The 19,376-nt window shown below is 64.0% G+C and carries 23 protein-coding genes and 1 tRNA gene; 13 read left to right on the top strand and 11 right to left on the bottom strand.

What is annotated here, in order from left to right:
* Positions 1–11 precede the first annotated feature (11 nt).
* Together IOC61_RS03600 and IOC61_RS03595 are read left to right on the top strand one after the other, a co-directional pair.
* Positions 12–995 (top strand): histone deacetylase family protein, encoded by a 984-nt coding sequence (locus IOC61_RS03600; RefSeq protein ID WP_195687507.1) that lies wholly within the window; start codon positions 12–14, stop codon positions 993–995.
* Positions 996–1,058: 63 nt separating this feature from the next.
* Positions 1,059–1,691: a helix-turn-helix domain-containing protein gene (locus IOC61_RS03595; RefSeq protein WP_195687506.1), complete on the top strand. Its 633-nt coding sequence runs from the start codon at positions 1,059–1,061 to the stop codon at positions 1,689–1,691.
* On the opposite strand, the gene IOC61_RS03590 is transcribed toward IOC61_RS03595, so the two are convergent.
* Positions 1,692–2,543: a formate dehydrogenase accessory sulfurtransferase FdhD gene (locus tag IOC61_RS03590; protein ID WP_195687505.1), complete on the bottom strand. Its 852-nt coding sequence runs from the start codon at positions 2,541–2,543 to the stop codon at positions 1,692–1,694.
* Positions 2,544–2,645: 102 nt separating this feature from the next.
* On the opposite strand from IOC61_RS03590, the gene IOC61_RS03585 reads away from it, so the two are divergent.
* The 11 genes from IOC61_RS03585 to glp all read left to right on the top strand — a co-directional run bounded on the left by IOC61_RS03585 (position 2,646) and on the right by glp (position 13,276).
* A complete protein-coding gene (locus IOC61_RS03585; protein WP_195687504.1) occupies positions 2,646–3,077 on the top strand; it encodes a DUF3305 domain-containing protein in 432 nt (143 codons plus the stop codon).
* Complete coding sequence (locus IOC61_RS03580; RefSeq protein ID WP_195687503.1) at positions 3,074–3,697, top strand: DUF3306 domain-containing protein; 624 nt, start codon at positions 3,074–3,076, stop codon at positions 3,695–3,697. The genes IOC61_RS03585 and IOC61_RS03580 overlap by 4 nt, the downstream gene beginning before the upstream one ends.
* 61 nt (positions 3,698–3,758) lie before the next feature.
* Positions 3,759–5,501, top strand: a complete 1,743-nt coding sequence (locus tag IOC61_RS03575; protein WP_195687502.1) for a 4Fe-4S dicluster domain-containing protein — start codon at positions 3,759–3,761, stop codon at positions 5,499–5,501.
* Positions 5,502–5,505: 4 nt separating this feature from the next.
* Entirely contained in the window at positions 5,506–6,159 is a 654-nt protein-coding gene (locus tag IOC61_RS03570) for a TorD/DmsD family molecular chaperone (RefSeq protein ID WP_229332899.1), read from the top strand.
* An 87-nt stretch (positions 6,160–6,246) separates the two neighbouring features.
* On the top strand, positions 6,247–6,450 hold the full coding sequence (locus IOC61_RS03565) for a twin-arginine translocation signal domain-containing protein (RefSeq protein WP_195687501.1): 204 nt from the start codon (positions 6,247–6,249) through the stop codon (positions 6,448–6,450).
* Positions 6,451–6,476: 26 nt separating this feature from the next.
* The gene (locus IOC61_RS03560) at positions 6,477–9,329 is read left to right on the top strand and encodes a molybdopterin-dependent oxidoreductase (RefSeq protein WP_195687500.1); all 2,853 of its coding nucleotides are present in this window, start codon (positions 6,477–6,479) and stop codon (positions 9,327–9,329) included.
* A 55-nt stretch (positions 9,330–9,384) separates the two neighbouring features.
* Positions 9,385–10,038, top strand: coding sequence for a formate dehydrogenase FDH3 subunit beta (gene fdh3B / locus IOC61_RS03555; protein ID WP_195687499.1), 654 nt, complete (start codon positions 9,385–9,387; stop codon positions 10,036–10,038).
* A 12-nt stretch (positions 10,039–10,050) separates the two neighbouring features.
* Complete coding sequence (locus tag IOC61_RS03550; RefSeq protein WP_195687498.1) at positions 10,051–11,109, top strand: formate dehydrogenase subunit gamma; 1,059 nt, start codon at positions 10,051–10,053, stop codon at positions 11,107–11,109.
* A gap of 86 nt (positions 11,110–11,195) precedes the next feature.
* On the top strand, positions 11,196–11,543 hold the full coding sequence (locus IOC61_RS03545; RefSeq protein ID WP_195687497.1) for a DUF1244 domain-containing protein: 348 nt from the start codon (positions 11,196–11,198) through the stop codon (positions 11,541–11,543).
* Entirely contained in the window at positions 11,536–12,057 is a 522-nt protein-coding gene (gene moaB / locus IOC61_RS03540) for a molybdenum cofactor biosynthesis protein B (RefSeq protein ID WP_195687496.1), read from the top strand. The genes IOC61_RS03545 and moaB overlap by 8 nt, the downstream gene beginning before the upstream one ends.
* Positions 12,050–13,276 carry a gephyrin-like molybdotransferase Glp gene (gene glp, locus IOC61_RS03535; protein ID WP_195687495.1) on the top strand — a complete coding sequence of 409 codons (1,227 nt, stop codon included), beginning with the start codon at positions 12,050–12,052 and terminating at the stop codon, positions 13,274–13,276. The genes moaB and glp overlap by 8 nt, the downstream gene beginning before the upstream one ends.
* On the opposite strand, the gene IOC61_RS03530 is transcribed toward glp, so the two are convergent.
* From IOC61_RS03530 to IOC61_RS03485, 10 genes are all read right to left on the bottom strand, one after another.
* On the bottom strand, positions 13,263–13,850 hold the full coding sequence (locus IOC61_RS03530) for an ACP phosphodiesterase (RefSeq protein ID WP_195687494.1): 588 nt from the start codon (positions 13,848–13,850) through the stop codon (positions 13,263–13,265). The genes glp and IOC61_RS03530 overlap by 14 nt on opposite strands.
* 7 nt (positions 13,851–13,857) lie before the next feature.
* Positions 13,858–14,211 (bottom strand): TusE/DsrC/DsvC family sulfur relay protein, encoded by a 354-nt coding sequence (locus tag IOC61_RS03525; RefSeq protein ID WP_195687493.1) that lies wholly within the window; start codon positions 14,209–14,211, stop codon positions 13,858–13,860.
* Complete coding sequence (gene tusB, locus IOC61_RS03520; RefSeq protein WP_195687492.1) at positions 14,211–14,498, bottom strand: sulfurtransferase complex subunit TusB; 288 nt, start codon at positions 14,496–14,498, stop codon at positions 14,211–14,213. The genes IOC61_RS03525 and tusB overlap by 1 nt, the downstream gene beginning before the upstream one ends.
* A gap of 11 nt (positions 14,499–14,509) precedes the next feature.
* Complete coding sequence (gene tusC, locus IOC61_RS03515) at positions 14,510–14,884, bottom strand: sulfurtransferase complex subunit TusC (RefSeq protein WP_195687491.1); 375 nt, start codon at positions 14,882–14,884, stop codon at positions 14,510–14,512.
* A 12-nt stretch (positions 14,885–14,896) separates the two neighbouring features.
* Complete coding sequence (gene tusD, locus IOC61_RS03510; protein WP_195687490.1) at positions 14,897–15,289, bottom strand: sulfurtransferase complex subunit TusD; 393 nt, start codon at positions 15,287–15,289, stop codon at positions 14,897–14,899.
* An 80-nt stretch (positions 15,290–15,369) separates the two neighbouring features.
* Positions 15,370–16,044 (bottom strand): Bax inhibitor-1/YccA family protein, encoded by a 675-nt coding sequence (locus IOC61_RS03505; RefSeq protein WP_195687489.1) that lies wholly within the window; start codon positions 16,042–16,044, stop codon positions 15,370–15,372.
* 112 nt (positions 16,045–16,156) lie between these two features.
* Positions 16,157–16,588 (bottom strand): NUDIX hydrolase, encoded by a 432-nt coding sequence (locus IOC61_RS03500; RefSeq protein WP_195687488.1) that lies wholly within the window; start codon positions 16,586–16,588, stop codon positions 16,157–16,159.
* A 114-nt stretch (positions 16,589–16,702) separates the two neighbouring features.
* Positions 16,703–17,257 (bottom strand): YaeQ family protein, encoded by a 555-nt coding sequence (locus IOC61_RS03495; protein WP_195687487.1) that lies wholly within the window; start codon positions 17,255–17,257, stop codon positions 16,703–16,705.
* A 108-nt stretch (positions 17,258–17,365) separates the two neighbouring features.
* Positions 17,366–17,455 (bottom strand) — tRNA-Ser (locus IOC61_RS03490).
* Between the two features lie 85 nt (positions 17,456–17,540).
* The gene (locus IOC61_RS03485; RefSeq protein ID WP_195687486.1) at positions 17,541–19,247 is read right to left on the bottom strand and encodes a potassium/proton antiporter; all 1,707 of its coding nucleotides are present in this window, start codon (positions 19,245–19,247) and stop codon (positions 17,541–17,543) included.
* Positions 19,248–19,376: the final 129 nt, after the last annotated feature.

Here is a 19,376-nt window from a genome sequence, read left to right as displayed (position 1 = left end):
TGGAGAGCCACATGATTACCGGATATATCACGCATCCCGACTGCCAGCTTCACCATATGGGGCCTGAGCACCCGGAAAGTCCCCTGAGACTCGAGGCGATTCGCGCTCGCCTCTCCCTGACGGGAACCCTGCAGCAGACCATGCAGACCGAGGCGCGCCTGGCGACCGAGGAGGAGCTCGCCCTGGTTCATCCCGTGCGCCACCTTCGCGCCCTGGACAAGTGCGTGCCGGAGACGGGCATCGTCACCCTGGACAGTGACACCATGATGAACCCCGACAGCCTCAAGGCGGCGCGCGTCGCCGCCGGTGCGGTGCTCCGCGGTGTCGACCAGGTGTTTCGTCGCCAGTCCGACAACGTCTTCTGTGCGGTGCGCCCGCCCGGCCACCATGCCGAAGCCACCGACGCCATGGGGTTCTGTTTCTATAACAACATCGCGGTGGGCGCCGCCTATGCCCGCGAGAAATACGGTGCGCGTCGCATCGCCATCCTCGACTTCGATGTCCACCAGTGCAATGGCACCATCGACATCTTCAAGGATGACCCCGAAGTACTGGTCTGCACCAGCTTCCAGTTCCCCTTCTACCCCTGGCGGTACCTGCGTAGCGAGTGGCAGAACGTGGTCAACACGCCACTCTCCGCCGGCACCGCCAGTGCTGGCTTTCGCCAGGCCATCGAGGATGACTGGCTACCCGCCCTGCATCGTTTCAAGCCCGATCTGGTGCTGCTCTCCTCAGGCTTCGACGCCCATCGCGAGGATGATATGGCCGAGCTCTGCCTGGAGGATGAAGACTTCCACTGGGTCACACGGATGGCATTGGAAATTGCCGAGCTCTATGCCGATGGACGCCTGGTATCGGTACTCGAAGGGGGCTATCACCTGGCATCACTGGGACGCAGCGTCGACGCCCACGTCAAGGCACTCCTCGGGCTGCCTTTCGGTGAGGGTGATGACGATGACCCGAGCACGCTTGCGGTTGAAGGCAACCGCAGATAGCCGACACCCGGTGGCGCTGTGGTAAGCTGAGGAAAATCTGTTTCCTATAGTGAACAAAAGAGCATGCCAGATACCACCGACCAGGATGCCGCCCTGCGCATCGCCTCCGGGCGCAAGCCCTTCGTGGAACCGCTGCGCCTCGGCGAGCGTCTCCGCGAGATACGTCTCTCTAACCAGTGGACGCTGGAGGATGTCAGCCAGCGCACGGGGCTCGCCCGCTCCACCCTGTCGAAGATCGAGAATGACCAGATCTCGCCGACCTTCACCGCGGTTCAGAAGCTGATCGGCGGGCTGGACATCGACCTGCCCCAGCTTCTCTCCCCGCCACGCCAGCAGACTCGCACTATGGGGCGCCGCGACCTGACTCGCCGTGGCCAGGGCGACCTGCACCCGACACCCACCTATGAACATGAGCTGCTGAGCTGCGAGCTGGCACAGAAGCGCATGATTCCCTTCAAGACCATCGTGCGGGCACGCGCCTTCGAGGACTTCAGCGAGTGGGTGCGCCATGACGGCGAGGAGTTTCTGATGGTGCTGGAGGGCGAGATCCTGCTCTACTCGGAGTTCTACGAACCGTTACGCCTGGAGAGCGGCGACAGCATCTATTTCGACAGCGCCATGGGCCATGCGCTGGTCTCTACCAGCGAACAGGATGCCGTGGTGCTATCGGTCTGTACCCGCGGTGAGGCCGCCTGATCAGGCCTTCTCGCGTCGCTTGTCCCCCGGGCGCCTGGCGGGGACGGCATCAAGCTCGAGGCGTCGATGAGCATGGATCGCCTGGAAATGGCGCCCCTTGGCGCGGGCGATCAGCATGACGCCGAACCGCTCCGCCAGCTCCACGCCCTTCTGGGTCACCCCCGAGCGCGATACCAGCACCCCGATGCCCATCTGGGCCACCTTGATCACCATCTCCGAGGTCAGGCGACCGGTGGTATAGAAGATATCCGACGCTTCGATAGCCCCCTCTCCCAGCCATTGACGCCCCGCCAGGGTATCCACCGCATTGTGGCGTCCCACGTCCTCCACGAAGTCGAGCACCTCGGACTGCCGGCAGAGTGCACAGCCATGCACCGCTCCGGCGCTGCGGTAGGTCTCGTTATAGGCCCCCAGGTTCTCGAGTAGTGCATAGAGGACCGACTGGCGAACCGGCTCGACGGAAAGAGGCTGCTGGGGCACGGCATCCAGCAGCCGACCGAAGACCGTACCCTGGCCACATCCGGTGGTCACGGTGCGATGCCCGAGCCGCTCGTCGAGATCCTCGGGAAGGTGGCGCGTGACCACCGCCGCGGCCTCCACCTCCCAGTCGACATGCACCGCCACCAGGTCCTCGCGACGCTCTATCAATCCCTGATTGCGCAGATAGCCCGCCACCAGCGCCTCGGGGTCTGCCCCCAGGGTCATCAGGGTGACGATCTCTCGCTTGTTGAGATAGAGGGTCAGAGGACGCTCGGCGGCAATCGCCTGGCGACGGTGATCGCCATACTCATCGAGTACCTCGATCTCCAGGGTGGCGGGCAGGCGGGCGCGGCTAAGACTGATCGGTGGCATCCGTTACGAGCTCCCGGCAAACTGTAGACACGCCATGATGGCATTCCCGATACGGAAAGTCTTCAATGTAGATAGCCACCCACGTTCGAGAATTCTTTCCCCATGACAGCCTTCTCCAATCGCCGCACCGTAAGTCTCACGCTGGATGAGCAGACAACCCGTATCAAGGGCTTCGTCTCACGGCGCTACTCTATCCGTGAGCTGACCCTCGGGGACGACGGACCCTGGACGCTGACGCTGCAGCTCACCATGACCGAGCGTGCCGCCTACCGCTTCAATCTCACCTCCGAGACGCCGCGACTCTTCGTGCGCAGCGGCGACGCCGGCGAGCCTCCCGTCCCGTCGGCGATCACCGCCAGCCAGGACGTCGCCGGCAGCTGGATGGATGGTGAGCAGGAAGTGCTGGAGGTGGCGATGCCCCTGGCGATTCAGGCCTGGATCGAAGCCTACCTGGCCCGCCACGGCGAGGCGCCGCCAGAGGGACGCAAGAAGAAACACAAGGGCGCGGGACGCGCCCGGGAGATCACGCCATGAGCCGTTTCGAGCGCTGGTCGCGCCGCAAGCTGGGTGAAGAGTCGGAGATGGCAACGCCACTCCCCGATGGTGCGCCCCTCGACGAGCCAGACACTCACGCCACTCACGCGCCCCCCGGTGACAACCAGCCGAGTGACCACCAGGAGGGGATAACGCGAGAAGCCGAGCCGCCTACGCCGGGCAGCCTCGATCACACACTGCCGGACCCCGACACCCTCCCGGCCGAGGCCGACTTCTCAGCCTACCTGCAGCAGGGGATCAGCCGTCAGCTGCGCCGACGGGCGCTGCGCCGTCTCTGGTCGGCCGGCAACTACGGGGTGCGCGACGGCCTCGACGACTACGACGAGAACTATAATGAAGTGCTCAAGCCGCTCGCTCGGGACATGGCCGAGCAGCTGCGGCGCTGGACTCGCCCCAATGAAGAGGCCCTCGAGGAGACCCCGCAGGAGGCGCAACACGCGGCCGATGATGTCGATTGCGATACCCAAGCGTCACGGCCTGTCGAGCCGCCATACACTGCTCAGCGAGACGACGACGCCGAGGACTTGTCGCGCCATGAGGAGTCGGCGCAGAGTCCATTAGACGAAGAGACGACAGACGGCGATAATAAGCTTATCTAAATGTGATATTTTTATATTTCCTAAAATAAAAATAAACGCGACACTACGACCGTGAGGCTGCATGACACCATCCATTGATGCCAAAACCGTGGCCATTGACGCCATCACCGTGGACGATGCGGCCAACCGCAGCGCCCGCGAGATGGCGAGACAGCGTGTTTCCTGGCCGGTCAACCTGACGCCGGCCAGCGTCACCTATGAAAGTGCCGGGCATGCCCTGCTCCTCGGCGACGAGATCAGCGTGCGTCAGGCCGCGACACGCCTGCAGCGTAGTGGCCTTGCCGCCATCGCACTGCTGATCACTGAGCCGAGTGCCGATGATGCCGGGCTCGACGAGGCGCAGCTCGAGACGCTGCTTGCGAGCACCCGCCAGCTGCCCTGCCGGACGCTTACGCCCACCCAGCGAAGCCAGCTGCGTATCGAGGGCTATCTCGGGCGGTTCAGCATCGGCCTGCATGGCCCGGACGCCCCTCTTGATCTCGCACTGGCGTTGCTCGGCCGTCGACACGCCGACCTGATCCTCGACCTGGGGCGCTCCCCCGTGCTGGAGCTCGAGCTCCTCCCTCCCGGCTACCGGCACCTCTCCCTCCAGGATCCAGCATCTGACGTTGCACTGAGCGAGTTTGCCGAGCTGGTCGGGGAGTTCGACAAGCCACGCTACTTCCAGATCAACGCCGACCTCTGCGCCCACTCCGCCTCCGGCAATGTGGGGTGTACGCGTTGCCTCGAGGTCTGCCCCGCTGATGCCATCTCCAGCCACAAGGGGCGCATCGAGTCGCGCATCGAGATCGACCCCTACCTCTGCCAGGGCGTCGGCAGCTGCTCCAGCGCCTGCCCAACCGGCGCCATACAGTTCCGTCTGCCCGAACCCGCTCGCCAGCAGGAGGCCCTCATCAGCTGGCTGGACGCCTATCGCCAGGCCGGCGGCAAGGCACCGGTGATGCGCTTCGTCGAGGCCGCAGACCTGGAGGGTGAGGCCGATGCCCCGGCGGGCCACCTGCTCGATGTACCGCTGGAGGAGTTGGGCAATGCCGGGCACGACCAGTGGCTCACCGCCCTGGCCGCCGGTGCCGCCGAGGTACGGGTCCAGATACATGCCGATCTGCCGGCCACGCTGAGCGCCTTTGTCGACGACCAGGTCGCCCAGGCCCGGGTGATGCTGGAGGCCCTGGGCCATGACCCGGGGCGGATTCGTCGCATTCAGCGCGGTGACAGTGCCGCCCGCGATGCCCTGCCGGAGCGACTGCCTCTCGGCGAGGAGCCTCTTGTGCTCTCGGGGGATGGCAAGCGCGAGCGCTTCGAGGCAGTGCTGGCACGCCTGACGGCCCTGGGCGAGACCAGCGGTCGACGCCACTCCATGCCGGCGGGGTCGGCTTATGGCGGCCTAGAGGTGAATCGCGACGCCTGCACGCTCTGCTTTTCCTGCGTCAGCAACTGCCCCACCCCGGCCCTGGCCACCGGCGATCAGACGCCATTGCTCAGCTATCGCGAGGCCGACTGCGTGCAGTGTGGCCTGTGCGTCGAGGCCTGTCCCGAGGATGCCATTCGCCTGCTGCCGGGCTTCCTGGCCGATGCCAGTCGCACCGAGCGCCAGGTGCGTCACGAGGAAGCGCCCTTCTGCTGCATTCGCTGTGACAAGCCCTTCGCGACCGCCGCCACCATCGCCACTATCAAGGCGAAACTGGCCGACCACCCCTACTTTGCCGGTGATGCCGCCGCGCGTCTCGAGATGTGCGAGGACTGTCGCGTCAAGGATGTGTGGCAGTCCATGGCCCGCGACCCGGAATCACAACTCAAGGTATGACGCCATGACTCGGGAAATGGAATCGTCAGTGCCGGCCAGGGAGGATGAGGTGGCGATGGAGCAGGACGCGCTGCGCGCCGATCTCTATCGGCTCCTGGCTCGCCTGATACGCGAACCCGCCGACGCGCCTCTGCTTGCCTGGCTGGCCGAACACCAGTCGGATGACGGCATCGAGGCGCACCAGGACCCCGTCGTCTCGGCCCTGATGGCCCTGGCACAGGCGGCGGCTGCCGCCAGTCCGGAAGAGCTGGAGCGCGCTCACTTCCGCCATCTGGTGGGCGTGATCCAGGGAGAGATCACTCCCTATGCCTCGTGGTATCGCCACGGCGAGCTGATGGAACAGGCGCTGGTCGCACTGCGCGAGGACCTGCGACGACTGGGCTTCACGCGGCGTGACACCAGTCATGACCCCGAGGATCATCTGGCCGCCATGCTCGAGGTGATGGCCATGCTGGTCGAGGAGCAGTCACCGGAAGCCGGGGGGTTCTTCATGTCACACCTCGCTCCGTGGGCGGAGCGTTGCCTCGACGACCTGGCTAGGGTCGATACGCTCTTCTATGCTCGAACGGGAGAGCTGGGCAAGGCCTTCATCGTCGAGGAGCACAGCCAGCTGGCGGCAGAGGCAGAGCGCTCCCCGGTCAGAATCATCGAACCCTGACCGACCCCCGAGCACCTGATCGATGTTGGCTGTTGGCCATTAAGAATATGGCGAGAAGAAGAATTGAGCATGAGAGAGGAGAAGACCATGCGTGCGACAAGCAACCCCGAACGTAGGCGCTTCCTGAAGGCACTCGGTGTGGGTACCGCCGCGGCGGGGACTGCTGCTGCAGTGGGCCATGTGACCCTGGTTCAGGCTGAAGACGAGCAGAAGGCCGCTCCTGAAAAGGCCGATACCCACTATCGCGAAACGCCCCATATCCGCGCCTTCTACGCCACCCTGCGTGATTGACGGCTGCCAGCAAGGAGAGAAATGTCATGCGTCTGACTCGTAAGGCACCGTCCCAGCAGCCTCAGGGCCTGGGCATTTCCCGTCGCCAGTTCCTCAAGCGAAGCGGTGCGACCACCGGTGGCCTCGCGGCCGCCGGCTTCATGGGGACCCCGATGATGCGGCGTGCCGAGGCCGCCGAGAAGACCGCGGTCTCCAACGCCCCGGTGGAAACCCGGCGTACCGTCTGCTCCCACTGCTCCGTGGGCTGTGGTGTCTATGCCGAGGTCCAGGAGGGCGTCTGGACCAAGCAGGAGCCGGCATTCGACCACCCCATCAACCGTGGTGCTCACTGTGCCAAGGGGGCCTCGCTCCGCCAGCACGGTCACTCCACCCGCCGCCTCAAGTACCCCATGAAGCTGGTGGGCGGCGAATGGCAGCGCCTGAGCTGGGATGATGCCATCGAGGAGATCGGCAGCAAGGTACTGGAACTCACCGACCAGCATGGTCCCGACAGCATCTACTGGCTGGGTTCGGCCAAGTTCAGTAACGAACAGGCCTACCTGATGCGCAAGTTCGCCGCCCTGGCCGGTACCAACAATACCGATCACCAGGCGCGCATCTGTCACTCCACCACGGTGGCCGGGGTAGCCAACACCTGGGGCTATGGAGCGATGACCAACTCGCTCAACGATATTCAGAACAGCAAGTCGATCATGTTTATCGGTTCCAACCCCAGCGAAGCGCATCCGGTCGCCATGCAGCACATCCTGCTGGCCAAGGAAAAGAGCAACTGCGAGATCATCGTCGTCGACCCGCGCTTCACGCGGACTGCCGCCAAGGCCAACAAGTTCGTGCGCATTCGCCCTGGCTCCGACGTCGCCTTTATCTGGGGCCTGCTGTGGCACATCTTCGCCAACGGCTGGGAGGACCGCGAATATATCGAGCAGCGCGTCTATGCCATGGACGAGGTACGCGCCGAAGTCGCCAACTTCTCTCCCGAGGAGGTAGAGCGCATCACCGGCGTGCCCGAGGCGCAGATGCATGACACCGCTCGCCGACTCGCCGAAAACCGTCCCGGCTGTATCGTCTGGTGCATGGGGGGAACCCAGCACACCACCGGCAACAACAACACCCGCGCCTACTGCATTCTGGAGCTGGCACTCGGCAACGTCGGAAAGTCCGGCGGTGGCGCCAACATCTTCCGCGGCCACGACAACGTCCAGGGCGCCACGGACCTGGGGCTGATGTCCCACTCACTGCCCGGCTACTATGGCCTTTCCGAGGGGGCCTGGAAGCACTGGGCCCGCGTCTGGGATCTCGACTACGAGTGGCTGAAGAGCCGCTTCGACCAGACCGAGTACGCCGATGGCAAGCCCATGCACACCAACGGCATCACGGTATCGCGCTGGATCGATGGCGTACTGGAAGATGACGAGAATATCTCCCAGCGCACCCAGCTGAAGGCGATGTTCTACTGGGGGCATGCGGTCAACTCCCAGACCCGCGGGCCCGAGATGCAGAAGGCCATGCAGCAGCTGGAGATGATGGTCATCGTCGACCCCTACCCCACCGTGGCGGGCGTCATGCATGGACGGCAGGACGGTGTCTACCTGCTGCCGGCGGCCACTCAGTTCGAGACCACAGGAAGTGTCACCGCCACCAACCGCTCGCTGCAATGGCGCGACAAGGTCATCGATCCACTGTTCGAATCCAAGCCTGACCACGAGATTATGTACCTGCTCTCGCGCAAGCTGGGCTTCGCCGAGGAGCTCTTCAAGAACATCACGGTGAATGGCACCGAACCGCTTATCGAGGACATCACTCGCGAGTTCAACGCCGGCATGTGGACGGTGGGCTATACCGGCCAGAGCCCCGAGCGCCTCAAGCAGCACCAGAAGAACTGGCACACCTTCAGTTTCAGTGACCTCAAGGCCCAGGGTGGTCCCGCCGATGGCGACTACTACGGCCTGCCATGGCCGTGCTGGGGAACGGCGAAGATGGGTCACCCCGGCACACCGATCCTCTATGACACCAGCAAGAAGGTCTCCGAGGGCGGCCTGACCTTCCGCGCCCGCTTCGGCATCGAGCGTGATGGTGAGAACATCCTCTCCGACGGTTCATACAGCCGGGGGTCCGAGCTGGAGGATGGCTATCCGGAGTTCACCGCCCAGATGCTCAAGGATCTTGGCTGGTGGGACGACCTGACGGACGAGGAGAAGGCCGAAGCCGAGGGCAAGAACTGGAAGACCGACCTCTCCGGCGGCATTCAGCGCGTGGCGATCGCCCACGAGTGCGCCCCCTTCGGCAACGCCAAGGCGCGCTGTAATGTCTGGACCTTCCCGGACCCCATTCCCAAGCACCGCGAGCCGCTCTACACCAGCCGCCGTGACCTGGTGAAGGACTATCCCACCTGGGATGACGTCGACTCCCACTACCGCCTGCCGACTCTCTATCGCAGCATTCAGGAGAAGGATGTCACCGACAGGTATCCGATCATCCTGACCTCGGGTCGCCTGGTGGAGTACGAAGGCGGTGGCGAGGAGACGCGCTCCATGTCGTGGCTGGCCGAGCTGCAGCAGGAGATGTTTGTCGAGATCAACCCGGCACTGGCGAACGACCTAGGCATCGCCGAGGGCGAGGATGTCTGGGTAGAAGGCGCCGAGGGTGGGCGCGTCAAGGTCAAGGCGCTGGTCACTCCGCGCGTGGCGCGTGAGGTCGTGTTCATGCCCTTCCATTTCGGTGGCAAGTTCCAGGGCGAGAATCTGCATGACCGCTATCCGGAGGGATCGGCCCCCTACGTGCAGGGCGAAGCGGCCAACACCGCCACGACCTACGGCTACGACTCGGTGACCCAGATGCAAGAAACCAAGTGCACCCTGTGCCGCATCGAGCGCGCCTGACGCCTGACATGAAACGCGGAGTGGCCAGGTTCCACTCCGCGCCAAGGAGATTATCATGGCCCAGATGAAGTTTATGTGTGACGCGGAGCGCTGCATCGAGTGCAACGGTTGCGTCACCGCCTGCAAGAACGCCAACGAAACCGATTGGGGGATCCAGCGCCGTCGTGTCGTGACACTCAACGACGGACAGCCCGAGGAGGTCTCGATCTCGGTCGCCTGCATGCACTGTGACGATGCCCCCTGCATGGCGGTCTGCCCCACGGACTGCTTCTACAAGACCGATGATGGCATCGTGCTCCACGACAAGGACCTCTGCATCGGCTGCGGTTACTGCCTCTATGCCTGCCCCTTCGGCGCCCCGCAGTTTCCCCAGCAGAACGCCTTCGGCGAGCGCGGCAAGATGGACAAGTGCACCTTCTGTGCCGGCGGCCCGGCGGAGACCAAGGAGGAGGAGTTCCAGAAGTACGGTGCCAACCGTATCGAGGAGGGCAAGCTGCCGCTGTGCGCCGAAATGTGTTCCACCAAGGCCCTGCTGGCCGGTGATGCCCAGGAAGTGGCGGATATCTTCCGCCAGCGGGTCGTGCGTCGCGGCCACCCCGATGGGGGCTGGTCCGGTAACCAACGCCGAGAAGGGCAGCAGACCAGGGCGGGCCAGCCTGATGTTTCCATGGCTGACTCTCTCGCTTACGACGCCGCACGCCAGGGCTGAGGAGGTGATGTCATGAGTCACACCATCCATTGGCAGTCGCTATGGCGACTGCCTCTCATGGCACTGTTGCTGATCGCTGGCCTGGCACTGACCCAGGTCGCCGAGGCTCAGTCGGCCCCCCAGGCGGAGGCGGCGACCGCCGTGCCCGCCCTGGATGCCGACACCTGGCGGCAGGTTCGCAGTGGCGAGGTCGATGCCTACTATCGCGACAGTCGCTTCGACTCCACCTATAACCTGGTCAATGCCAGTGGCGAGACCTGGCGCCAGTGGCGTAATCGCTGGGTATCGCCCTATGGCCTGGTCGTCATGGGCGGCATGCTGGTGATGATCGTCATCTTCTACCTGCTCGCCGGTCGCAAGCGACTGGAGGAGCCACGCACGGGCAACAAGCTGCTGCGCTGGAGTGCGCTCGAGCGGGCGCTGCACTGGAGTGTGGCAACACTGTTTATCCTGCTGGCACTGACCGGCGTCACGCTGCTCTACGGCAAGCATGTGTTCTACCCGCTGTTCGGGGCCGGTATCTGGGGCGCCATGGTGTCGGCCTCCAAGCTACTGCACAACTACCTGGGGCCCCTCTTCGGCATCCTGTTGATTGTGCTGCTGGCCAAGCTGTTCGTGCACAACCTGCCGAAAAAGCATGACCTCGAGTGGTTCCGCAAGGGCGGTGGCATGATCGGCAATGAGCACCCCGATGCCGGTTTCGCCAATGCCGGCGAGAAGGCCTGGTACTGGCTGCTGGCGACCGCCGGCATTGTGGTGATCATCAGCGGCCTGGTGCTCGACTTTCCCAACTATGGACAGGCACGGGACACCATGCAGTGGGCCAACCTGATCCATGCGGTGGGTGCCCTGGGCCTGACCGCCGTGGCCTTCGGGCATATCTATATCGGCACCATCGGCACCGAGGGTTCCCTGGAGGGCATGACCACCGGCTATGTCGACGAGACCTGGGCCAAGGAGCACCACAACCTCTGGTACGAAGAGGTGAAGGGAGAGTCGATCCCCGAGGAGCAGATCGCCTCGCGTGGCAAGGATGACACCGCCGAGGGACCCGCCCAGAGCTCCCCATGAGCCACTCATCCCTCAACCATCGACACCGCCCTCGGGCGGTGTCTTTTTGTTATGCTGGACGAAAACCGCACAGAGGAGAGCGTCTTATGCAACATCTCGACGAAACAACCCGTACCGAGCTCGAGGCCGCGGCGTTTCGCCACCTTCTGCGCCACCTCGACGAGCACAAGGAGGTGCAGAATATCGACCTGATGATCCTTGCCGACTTCTGCCGCAACTGCCTGTCGAAGTGGCTGGTGGGCGCCGCCGAGGAGCGTGGTGCCGAACTCGACTACGAAACGGCACGCGAGTATGTCTACGGCATGCCCTATGGCGAATGGAAGGAAAAGTATCAGCAGGACGCCACGCCCGAACAGCAGGCCGCCTTCCAGGCTCAACAGGCGCGCAAACAGGCCAGCAAACAGGGCAACGAGGAGTCATCCCAGAATGGCTGAGCCGATGATTCCCCTCACCGTCGCCGTATTGACGGTCTCCGATACACGCACCGAAGAGTCCGACCGCAGCGGGCAGGCACTGGTCGAACGACTCGAGCGCACGGGGCACCGCCTGGCCGACAAACATATCGTCCGCGATGACATCTATCAGATTCGAGCCGTCGTGGCGGCCTGGATCGCCGATCCGGATATTCAGGTCGTGCTGACTACCGGGGGAACCGGCTTTACCGGACGCGACTCCACACCGGAAGCGGTCTCGGTGCTGATGGATAAACGCATCGAGGGGTTTGGTGAACTGTTCCGGCAACTGAGCTGGCAGGAGATCGGCAGTTCCACCGTGCAGAGCCGCTGTCTGGCCGGACTCGCCAACGGGACCGTCATCTTCTGCCTGCCTGGCTCTACCGGTGCCTGCCGCACCGCATGGGACGGCATCCTGGCCGAGCAGCTCGATAGCCGTCACAAGCCTTGCAACTTTGCCAACCTGGTGATTCCCGAGCGGGGTCAGCATGGGTAGCACGGAAACCAGTGAGCTCAAGCCCATTGCCGCGGCGCTGGAGGCGCTGCTCAAGGATGTCGGGGCGCTCGAGGCCCAGCGAGTGGCGTGCGAGGAGGCCGCCGGTCGTGTGCTGGCCAATGACGTCACGGCGCGACTCGATGTGCCCTCCTTCGACAATAGCGCCATGGATGGCTATGCGCTGCACCATGGCGATGCCGGCCAGGCACTGCCCATTCGCCAGCGCATCGCCGCCGGGACGCCGGTGCAGCCACTGGCGCCCGGTAGCTGCGCACGGATCTTCACCGGCGGAGAGATTCCGCCGGGCGCCGACTGCGTCGTGATGCAGGAGCGTGTCGAGGTAGCCGATGGTGTCGCCACTCTTCCCGGCGATATCCCGCAGGGTGACAATGTCCGTCGACGGGGCCGAGACGTTGCCTCGGGCTCGGTCCTGCTGGAGGCCGGCCGTCGCCTGGAAGCCGCCGCCCTGGGCCATCTCGCCGGCCAGGGTATCACCGAGGTGGAGGTCCGCCGGCGACCACGCGTCGCGCTGCTCTCCACCGGCGATGAGATCGTCGATCCCGGCACCCCACTGGGGCCGGGACAGCTCTATAACTCCAATCGCCCCATGCTGCGTCGCCTGCTGGAGCGCTTCGGGGCGACGGTCGTCTCGATGGCATCGATTCCCGACGATCCCACCACTACCCGCCGCATGCTCGCCGAGGCCGCCGGCCAGGCCGATATCGTGGTGACCACAGGAGGTGTCAGCGTCGGCGAGGAGGATCACGTCAAGGCGGCGGTGGAAGCGCTGGGGGAGCTGGACATGTGGCGGCTGGCGATTCGTCCGGGAAAACCGCTGGCCCTGGGCAGAATCGGCCGCGGCAACGGGGATGGTGAGGCACGCTTCGTGGGACTTCCCGGCAACCCGGTCTCAAGCTTCGTCGGGACCTGGCTGTTCCTGAGGCCCCTGATAGGCCGCATGCTGGGCTGCCCGGCCCTGGCCACGCTGCCCGAAATACCGGCGCGCAGTGGCTTTGCGACCCGGGCAGGGCCTCGCGCGCATTACATGCGTGTGACGCTGCGCTTCGATGACCAGGGCGTACATGCCGAGGCCTTTGCCGACCAGAACTCGGCCATCCTCTCCTCCTGCATCGAGGCCGATGCCCTGGCGGTCATTCCCGCGCAGACCTCGATCTCCCCCGGAGAGTCCATCACCTGCCTGTGGCTCATGACCGACTAGTATCATCAGGCGTGACTTCCAGCGCTTCGCGCACATCGGGCCAGAGGCGCTGGAACTCCTCACCCAGCCTGGGATATTCGGCTTCCAGCCAGGGCACCAGCTCCGCGAGCCGATTGGGTCCCGAGAGGCGCTGACCGATGCCACGGATGGCGCGGCAGGTGAAGCTAAAGTCGGCATAGCGACGCAGCCAGTCCTGCTCCACCAGCACAGGCACCATCGGTGCCAGCCGTGAGGGTGCCGATCGGCGGCTCAGCAACCGATAGCTGCGTGTCACGACCGACGACTCCTCACCCTCAGTATCTTCAAGGTCCAGAGCCACGAAGTGATCCCAGACCAGATCCAGGGCGATGCCCATATAGCGTCTGCCCGAGCGTGGCGAGCGCGCCAGGATATCTCGGGTCACCCCATGACGATCCACGAAGGCATCGACACGACGATGGTGGCGAATCCCTCGCGCCACCTCGGTGGACCAGGCCTCCAGGCCGTTCCCCTTCACGCCATCGGCGATCAGATTGCCATACAGAAAATCGTCGCCTCCACCGCGGGCGAGCCAGGCATGGGCAAGGAAGTTCATGACGGTCTCATAGGCAGTTGGCGGGCTTGGGCAGCCCTGCCAGGCGTGCGCCTACCTTGGCGGGGCTGCCCGGAAACAGTTTCATCAGGTAGATCGAGCGTCCCTTGTCGGGCCCCAGGGCCTGGCCGACGGCCTTGACCAGTGGACGCATCGCCGGTGCCTGTTCGAAGCGGTCGTAAAAGTCCCGCAGCACGTGGATGACCTCCCAGTGGTCTACGGTCAGGGCGATGCCCTCTTCCTCCGCGAGTCGCTCACAGACGTCAGTCGACCACTCGTTCATGTTGACCAGATAGCCTTCGGGATCGAGCGGGATATCTTGGCTACTGACCAGTAGATAACGGTATATTTCTGTACTTGCCATCAGTACCAGCTCACCGTGCGCTCGCTCGTTTCGGTCATGGAGATGAAGCCACCGACGTCGACAACCCGCACCGCTTCGTCACGGAGCGAAAGAAGTCCACGGGACTCGAGGTCTTCCTGCAGGGCATAGAGGCGCCCCGCCACCCGGCCGAAGCGCTCCCGGTGTGCAGGCAAGGCACCGATGACGCCATCTTCGATCAACAGCAGCTTGTCATCCGGCCCCATCCCCGCCAATGCTTGGGCAAGAACCTGGGATGTCGGGGGCCTGTTCAGGGTATGCAGCAACATGGAGTGCCTCGTCAGAAATTCAGTACCAGGACATGGGATGCCACCAGGCGAGAGATCTCGGCGTCGCCCACCCCCCTGACAGGGAGCATCAGCTGGTCGCTGGTCAAACCCAGCTCATCCATGCCCCGCTGCTCCACCAGCAGATTGTCGATGTCATACATCTCGAGCATGGCCAGAGTCGGGGCCGTGCCCTTCTGCCCCAGCGGGCCTGCCTGTTGTCCCTCGAGCAGCGCCGTGATGCCCTCCCCCATGAACAGCAGCGTGACTCGCCGATCGAAGGCGGCAGCGACCAGGGCGACATCGAGCCCCTCCTTCAGCCAGCTGGATCCATGGGGGGCATGGCGCAGGATCACCATCAGCTCAGCCGGAGATGCTGTGTCTTGCATCGGAAACTCTCCTCAGGGACCAAAGGTGATCAGGCGATCGCAGCGCAGGCCCAGGTCGACGAGCTGTCCCAGCCCGGTCAGCTCGAAGGGTGGCGCAACGCTGGCCCCCTCCTTGCCATGCCGTGCGGCCTCCTGTTCGTCGAGCAGGCCACGCCTCAGGGCGGCGGCAATGCAGACCTGGAGGGGCACGCCGTGCTCCCGCGCCAGCTCGGCCCAGGCATCGACCAGATGTGGCTCATCCTGTGGCGGTGCGGCAAGCCTGGCCGCGTTATGCACGCCGTCATGGTAGAAGAACACTCCTTCGACGTCATGCCCCCGCGCCAGCAGCGCGCGGGTAAAACGCAAGGCGGAGTGGGATGCCTGGCTGGTGTAAGGCGCATCGAGTAGAAGGATGGCGTAGCGCATCCGGAGACTCCTGAAACTGGCCTGCAAACAGACTGGCCCCGCCGAAGCGGGGCCAGCCCTGTCTCGCGTGACTCGCGCTGTCAGTCGCTGCTCATGATGCCCAGCAGGGAGAGCAGGCTGACGAAGAGGTTGTAGATCGACACATAGAGCGTGATGGTGGCCAGAATGTAGTTGGTCTCACCGGCGCGATGAACGATCTCACTGGTCTGGTAGAGGATCGCCGCGGAGGAGAACAGCACGAAGCCGGCGGATACCATCAGCATCAGCGCGGGGATCTGGAAGAACAGCCCGGCGACCATGGCCAGCACCAGCACGATGGCACCCGCCATCATGAAGTTGCCCAGGAAGCTGAAGTCCTTCTTGGTGATCAGCGCCACGGCGGAGAGACCGATGAAGGTCAGCCCGGTCATCGCCAGGGCATTCATCACCAGGGCGGCGCCGTTGGGCATCGCCAGGTAGGCGTTGAGGATCGGCCCCAGGGTGAAGCCCATAAAGCCGGTGAAGGCGAAGGTGGTCAGCAGACCCATCGCGGAGTTTGCCGTCTTGTGGACCAGGAACATCAGTCCATAGGCACCGATGAAGAACACCAGAATGTTCATGCGCTCGATACCCATCGCCATGGCGGCACCCGCCGTCACGGCGGAGAAGAGCAGCGTCATGGCCAGCAGGCCATAGGTGTTGCGCAATACCTTGCTGGTATTGCTGACTCCCACCTGACTCTGCTGGCGGCTAATCTGTGACTCTTGGTAGGCCATTGATCCTGTGCTCCCTAACGTCAGTTGATCTTGCCAATCGACTAGCATGCCGGCTGGAAGTTCCTCGCGCAAGAGCCTGATGCACGGGACCTCAAGGCTGTTTCTGCTGACCTCATGCCGCCAACAGCGCGCCAGCGACCCTGGCCGCGCTGCTGCAGACATCGGACCCCGCCCTTTCCAGCGCGTCCCGATCGAGCCAGAGCAGTTCGCTGGCGTCGCTTGCCGCAGCCTCCTCACCGCCCTGCCACGCCATGCGCAGCACGACCACCACATGATGTGAGCGTAGATGCCCCATGGGGTCATGGTCGAGCACATCGATGGCGGCAAGCACCTCACCCGCTCTCGCCAGCAACCCGGTTTCTTCGTGCAGCTCACGTTCGGCGGCGGCCTTCAGCGTCTCACCAGGCTCCACCTTGCCCCCGGGCAGAGCCAGCCGCCCGGCGTTCGGGGCATGGGCGCGGCGAACCATCAGGATCCGCTCGTTGCGGATCACGGCAGCGGCAACAGCGAGTGTCGGGCGGGGCAAGGTGTCAGGCGTCGACATGAAGTGCCTCCCAGCAGCAGGCGCCCCCCTACTTTGCGAGCTTCGCCCCCTGCTCGCAAGGGGGCCTTGCCAGCGAGCCGACGGACGGGTCAGCTCCCGAGAGCGCTCTGCCGACTACCGACGCGTGCCGGCTTCCTGGCGCACCTCGACGCCAACCTCTACCGCCGTCTCGGCATTGGCCAGCCAGATGGCGCCATCTTGGATGGTGATATTGAACTCCATGCCTCGCCGCGCCAACTGCCCCAGCGCGGCCATGGTCTCCGGCGAGATGTCGTATACGGAGAGATTGCCCAGGTTGGCCAGCTTGCTGCCGAGCTGCTCCCACCAGATCCCGGCTCCCTGGCCGCTGTAGGTATAGAGCACTACCTGGCGGGCGCGGCCGCAGGCACGACGTATCTCGCGCTCATCCGGCTGCCCCAGCTGAATCCAGAGCTCGATCTCGTCGGTCAGGCTCCGCACCCAGAGATCGGGCTCATTGTCGGTGCTGACACCGCGACCGAAGGCGAGATCGTCATGGGCATGTCGGGCAAAGGCCAGCACGCGCAGCATCATGCGCTCGTCGGTCTCCGAGGGGTGTCGAGCCAGGGTGAGCACATGGTCGCCGTAGTAGTGGCGGTCCAGATCGGCAATCTGCAGCCGTGCCTTGTAAATCGTGGCTTTCAATGCCATTCGGGTCGCCTCGAGGAAAGGATGCTATGGCATGGGCCGTGGTAGAAGCCAGGAGAGAAGCTTAAAAAAAGAAAAAGCCACTGAGAACAGTGGCTTTTTCTAGTGTAGTGGCGGAGGGACAGGGATTCGAACCCTGGGTAGGCTCTCACCTACGCCGGTTTTCAAGACCGGTGCATTCAACCGCTCTGCCATCCCTCCGGCTTACGGCGGTGAATATTACCAGCTTTCTCCCCCAGGTCAAGAGCCAATTGTGATCAATGCCTTAGGGATATATCAGTGATGGCTAGTAAAGCCGCAGACCGACCCGGGTGACGCGGTTCCCATCCATCTCGCTGACCACCCAGTGGATACCATGCCAGTCCACATCATCGCCGACCACCGGGTGGCCACCGACACGCAACGAGACAAACTCGCTGAGGCTCATCTCCCGCTCACCGGGGCTCAGGGTCAGCCCGTAGGCATCGGCGATATCCTGCATCCTGGCCTCCCCCTCGAAGGTGAACGTGCCGAAGAAGGCGCGCTCCTGCTTGAGCTTCGCCTCTCCATTGAAGAGTCGGTTCAGCGCCGGCAGATCCTCGCTGCGACCGATCACGCAAAGCACATCCTCCAGCTGCAATCGCGTACTCCCCTTGGGGTGCAGCATGGCATGCTCGCGAAAGAGGGCCGAGATCAGGGCACCGGAGGGAAAGCGCAGCAGACGAATCGGAACATCGGCGAGATCCTCGTTCTCGACCCGGTAAACGAACATCTCGTAATCGTTCTCGGGCAGAATCCCCAGAGGGCCGCGATGGTTGGGGCTGACCGGTGTCGGTATCAGCACTCGAGTCCACCGCGCCATCAGCGACAGCGTGCCGCCCTGCAGCAGCAGGGATAACAGCACCACCGCGAAGGCCACGTTGAAGTAGAGCGCCGCCTCCTCCACACCACCGATCACCGGGAAGATCGCCAGCACGATCGGCACGGCCCCACGCAGGCCGACCCAGGAGATGAAACCGAGTTCGCGCCAGCGAAACTTGAAGAAGGGCTTGAGCGAGACCAGTACCGCAAAGGGGCGCGCCACGAAGATCAGCATCAGCCCCACCAGAGTCGCAGGCAACGCATAGTGCAGCAGGTCCGATGGCGATACCAGCAGCCCCAGCACCAGGAAGAGCCCTATCTGACTGAGCCAGGCCAGACCATCATGAACCGGCAGGATATAGTTGAGGTGGCGCCCCTTCTGGTTGCCGATCATCAGGCCGGCCAGATAGATCGCCAGGAAGCCGCTGCCTCCGAGAAAGCTGGTCAGGCCGAAGATACAGAACCCCAGCGACAGGGCGAGCAGGGAGTAGAGCCCGGGTGCCAGATCGACCCAGCGCAGCAGGCGACCGCTCAACCAGCCGGCACCCACGCCGATCACCAGGCCGAGGCCGAACTGCTGGATCAGCATCAGGCCGGTCTCCATGGGCCCACCGATGTCGCCGACCAGGATCTCCACCAGGACCAGGGTCAGGAAGATCGCCATGGGGTCGTTGGTGCCGGACTCGATCTCCAGGGTCGCCCCGACCCGCTCGTTGAGATTCAGCCCTCGCCCGCTGAGCATCGAGAACACCGCGGCCGCATCGGTCGAGCCCACGATGGCCCCCACCAGCAGGCCCTCGGCCAGGCCAAGGTCGAATATCCACATGGCAAACAGACCGACCAGCCCCCCGGTGATAAAGACACCGGCAGACGCCAGGGTCAGGGCCGGCTTGAAGGCGACGCGGAAGGTCTTCAGGCGTGTCCGTAGTCCGCCATCGAGGAGAATCATGGCCAGGGCCAGATGACTGATCAGAAAGGCCAGGGGGTAGTTATCGAACTCGATGCCGAGCACCCCCTCCTCGCCGGCCAGCATGCCCAGACCAAGGAAGATCAACAGTAGAGGAAGGCCAATCAGTGAGGAGACTCGACTACCTAGCACGCTCAGGGCGATCAGCAGCCCGGTGAAGAAGAACAGGGTATTGATGACGTCCATGGCATCCTCTCAAGGGCAGGACAAACATTATTGCATGTGCCCGGAAACCGTGCGATAGCCGTGGGCGGCTCACCTGGATGGCAACTGGCGAGTCGGCCGGCGTTGAAGATACACTTGCCGGCGGCCGCA

The organism is Halomonas sp. KAO, assembly GCF_015595025.1.
GTDB lineage: Bacteria > Pseudomonadota > Gammaproteobacteria > Pseudomonadales > Halomonadaceae > Halomonas.
Note: the sequence above shows the minus strand (reverse complement) of the source record. Positions and strands in the feature narration are given on the sequence as shown.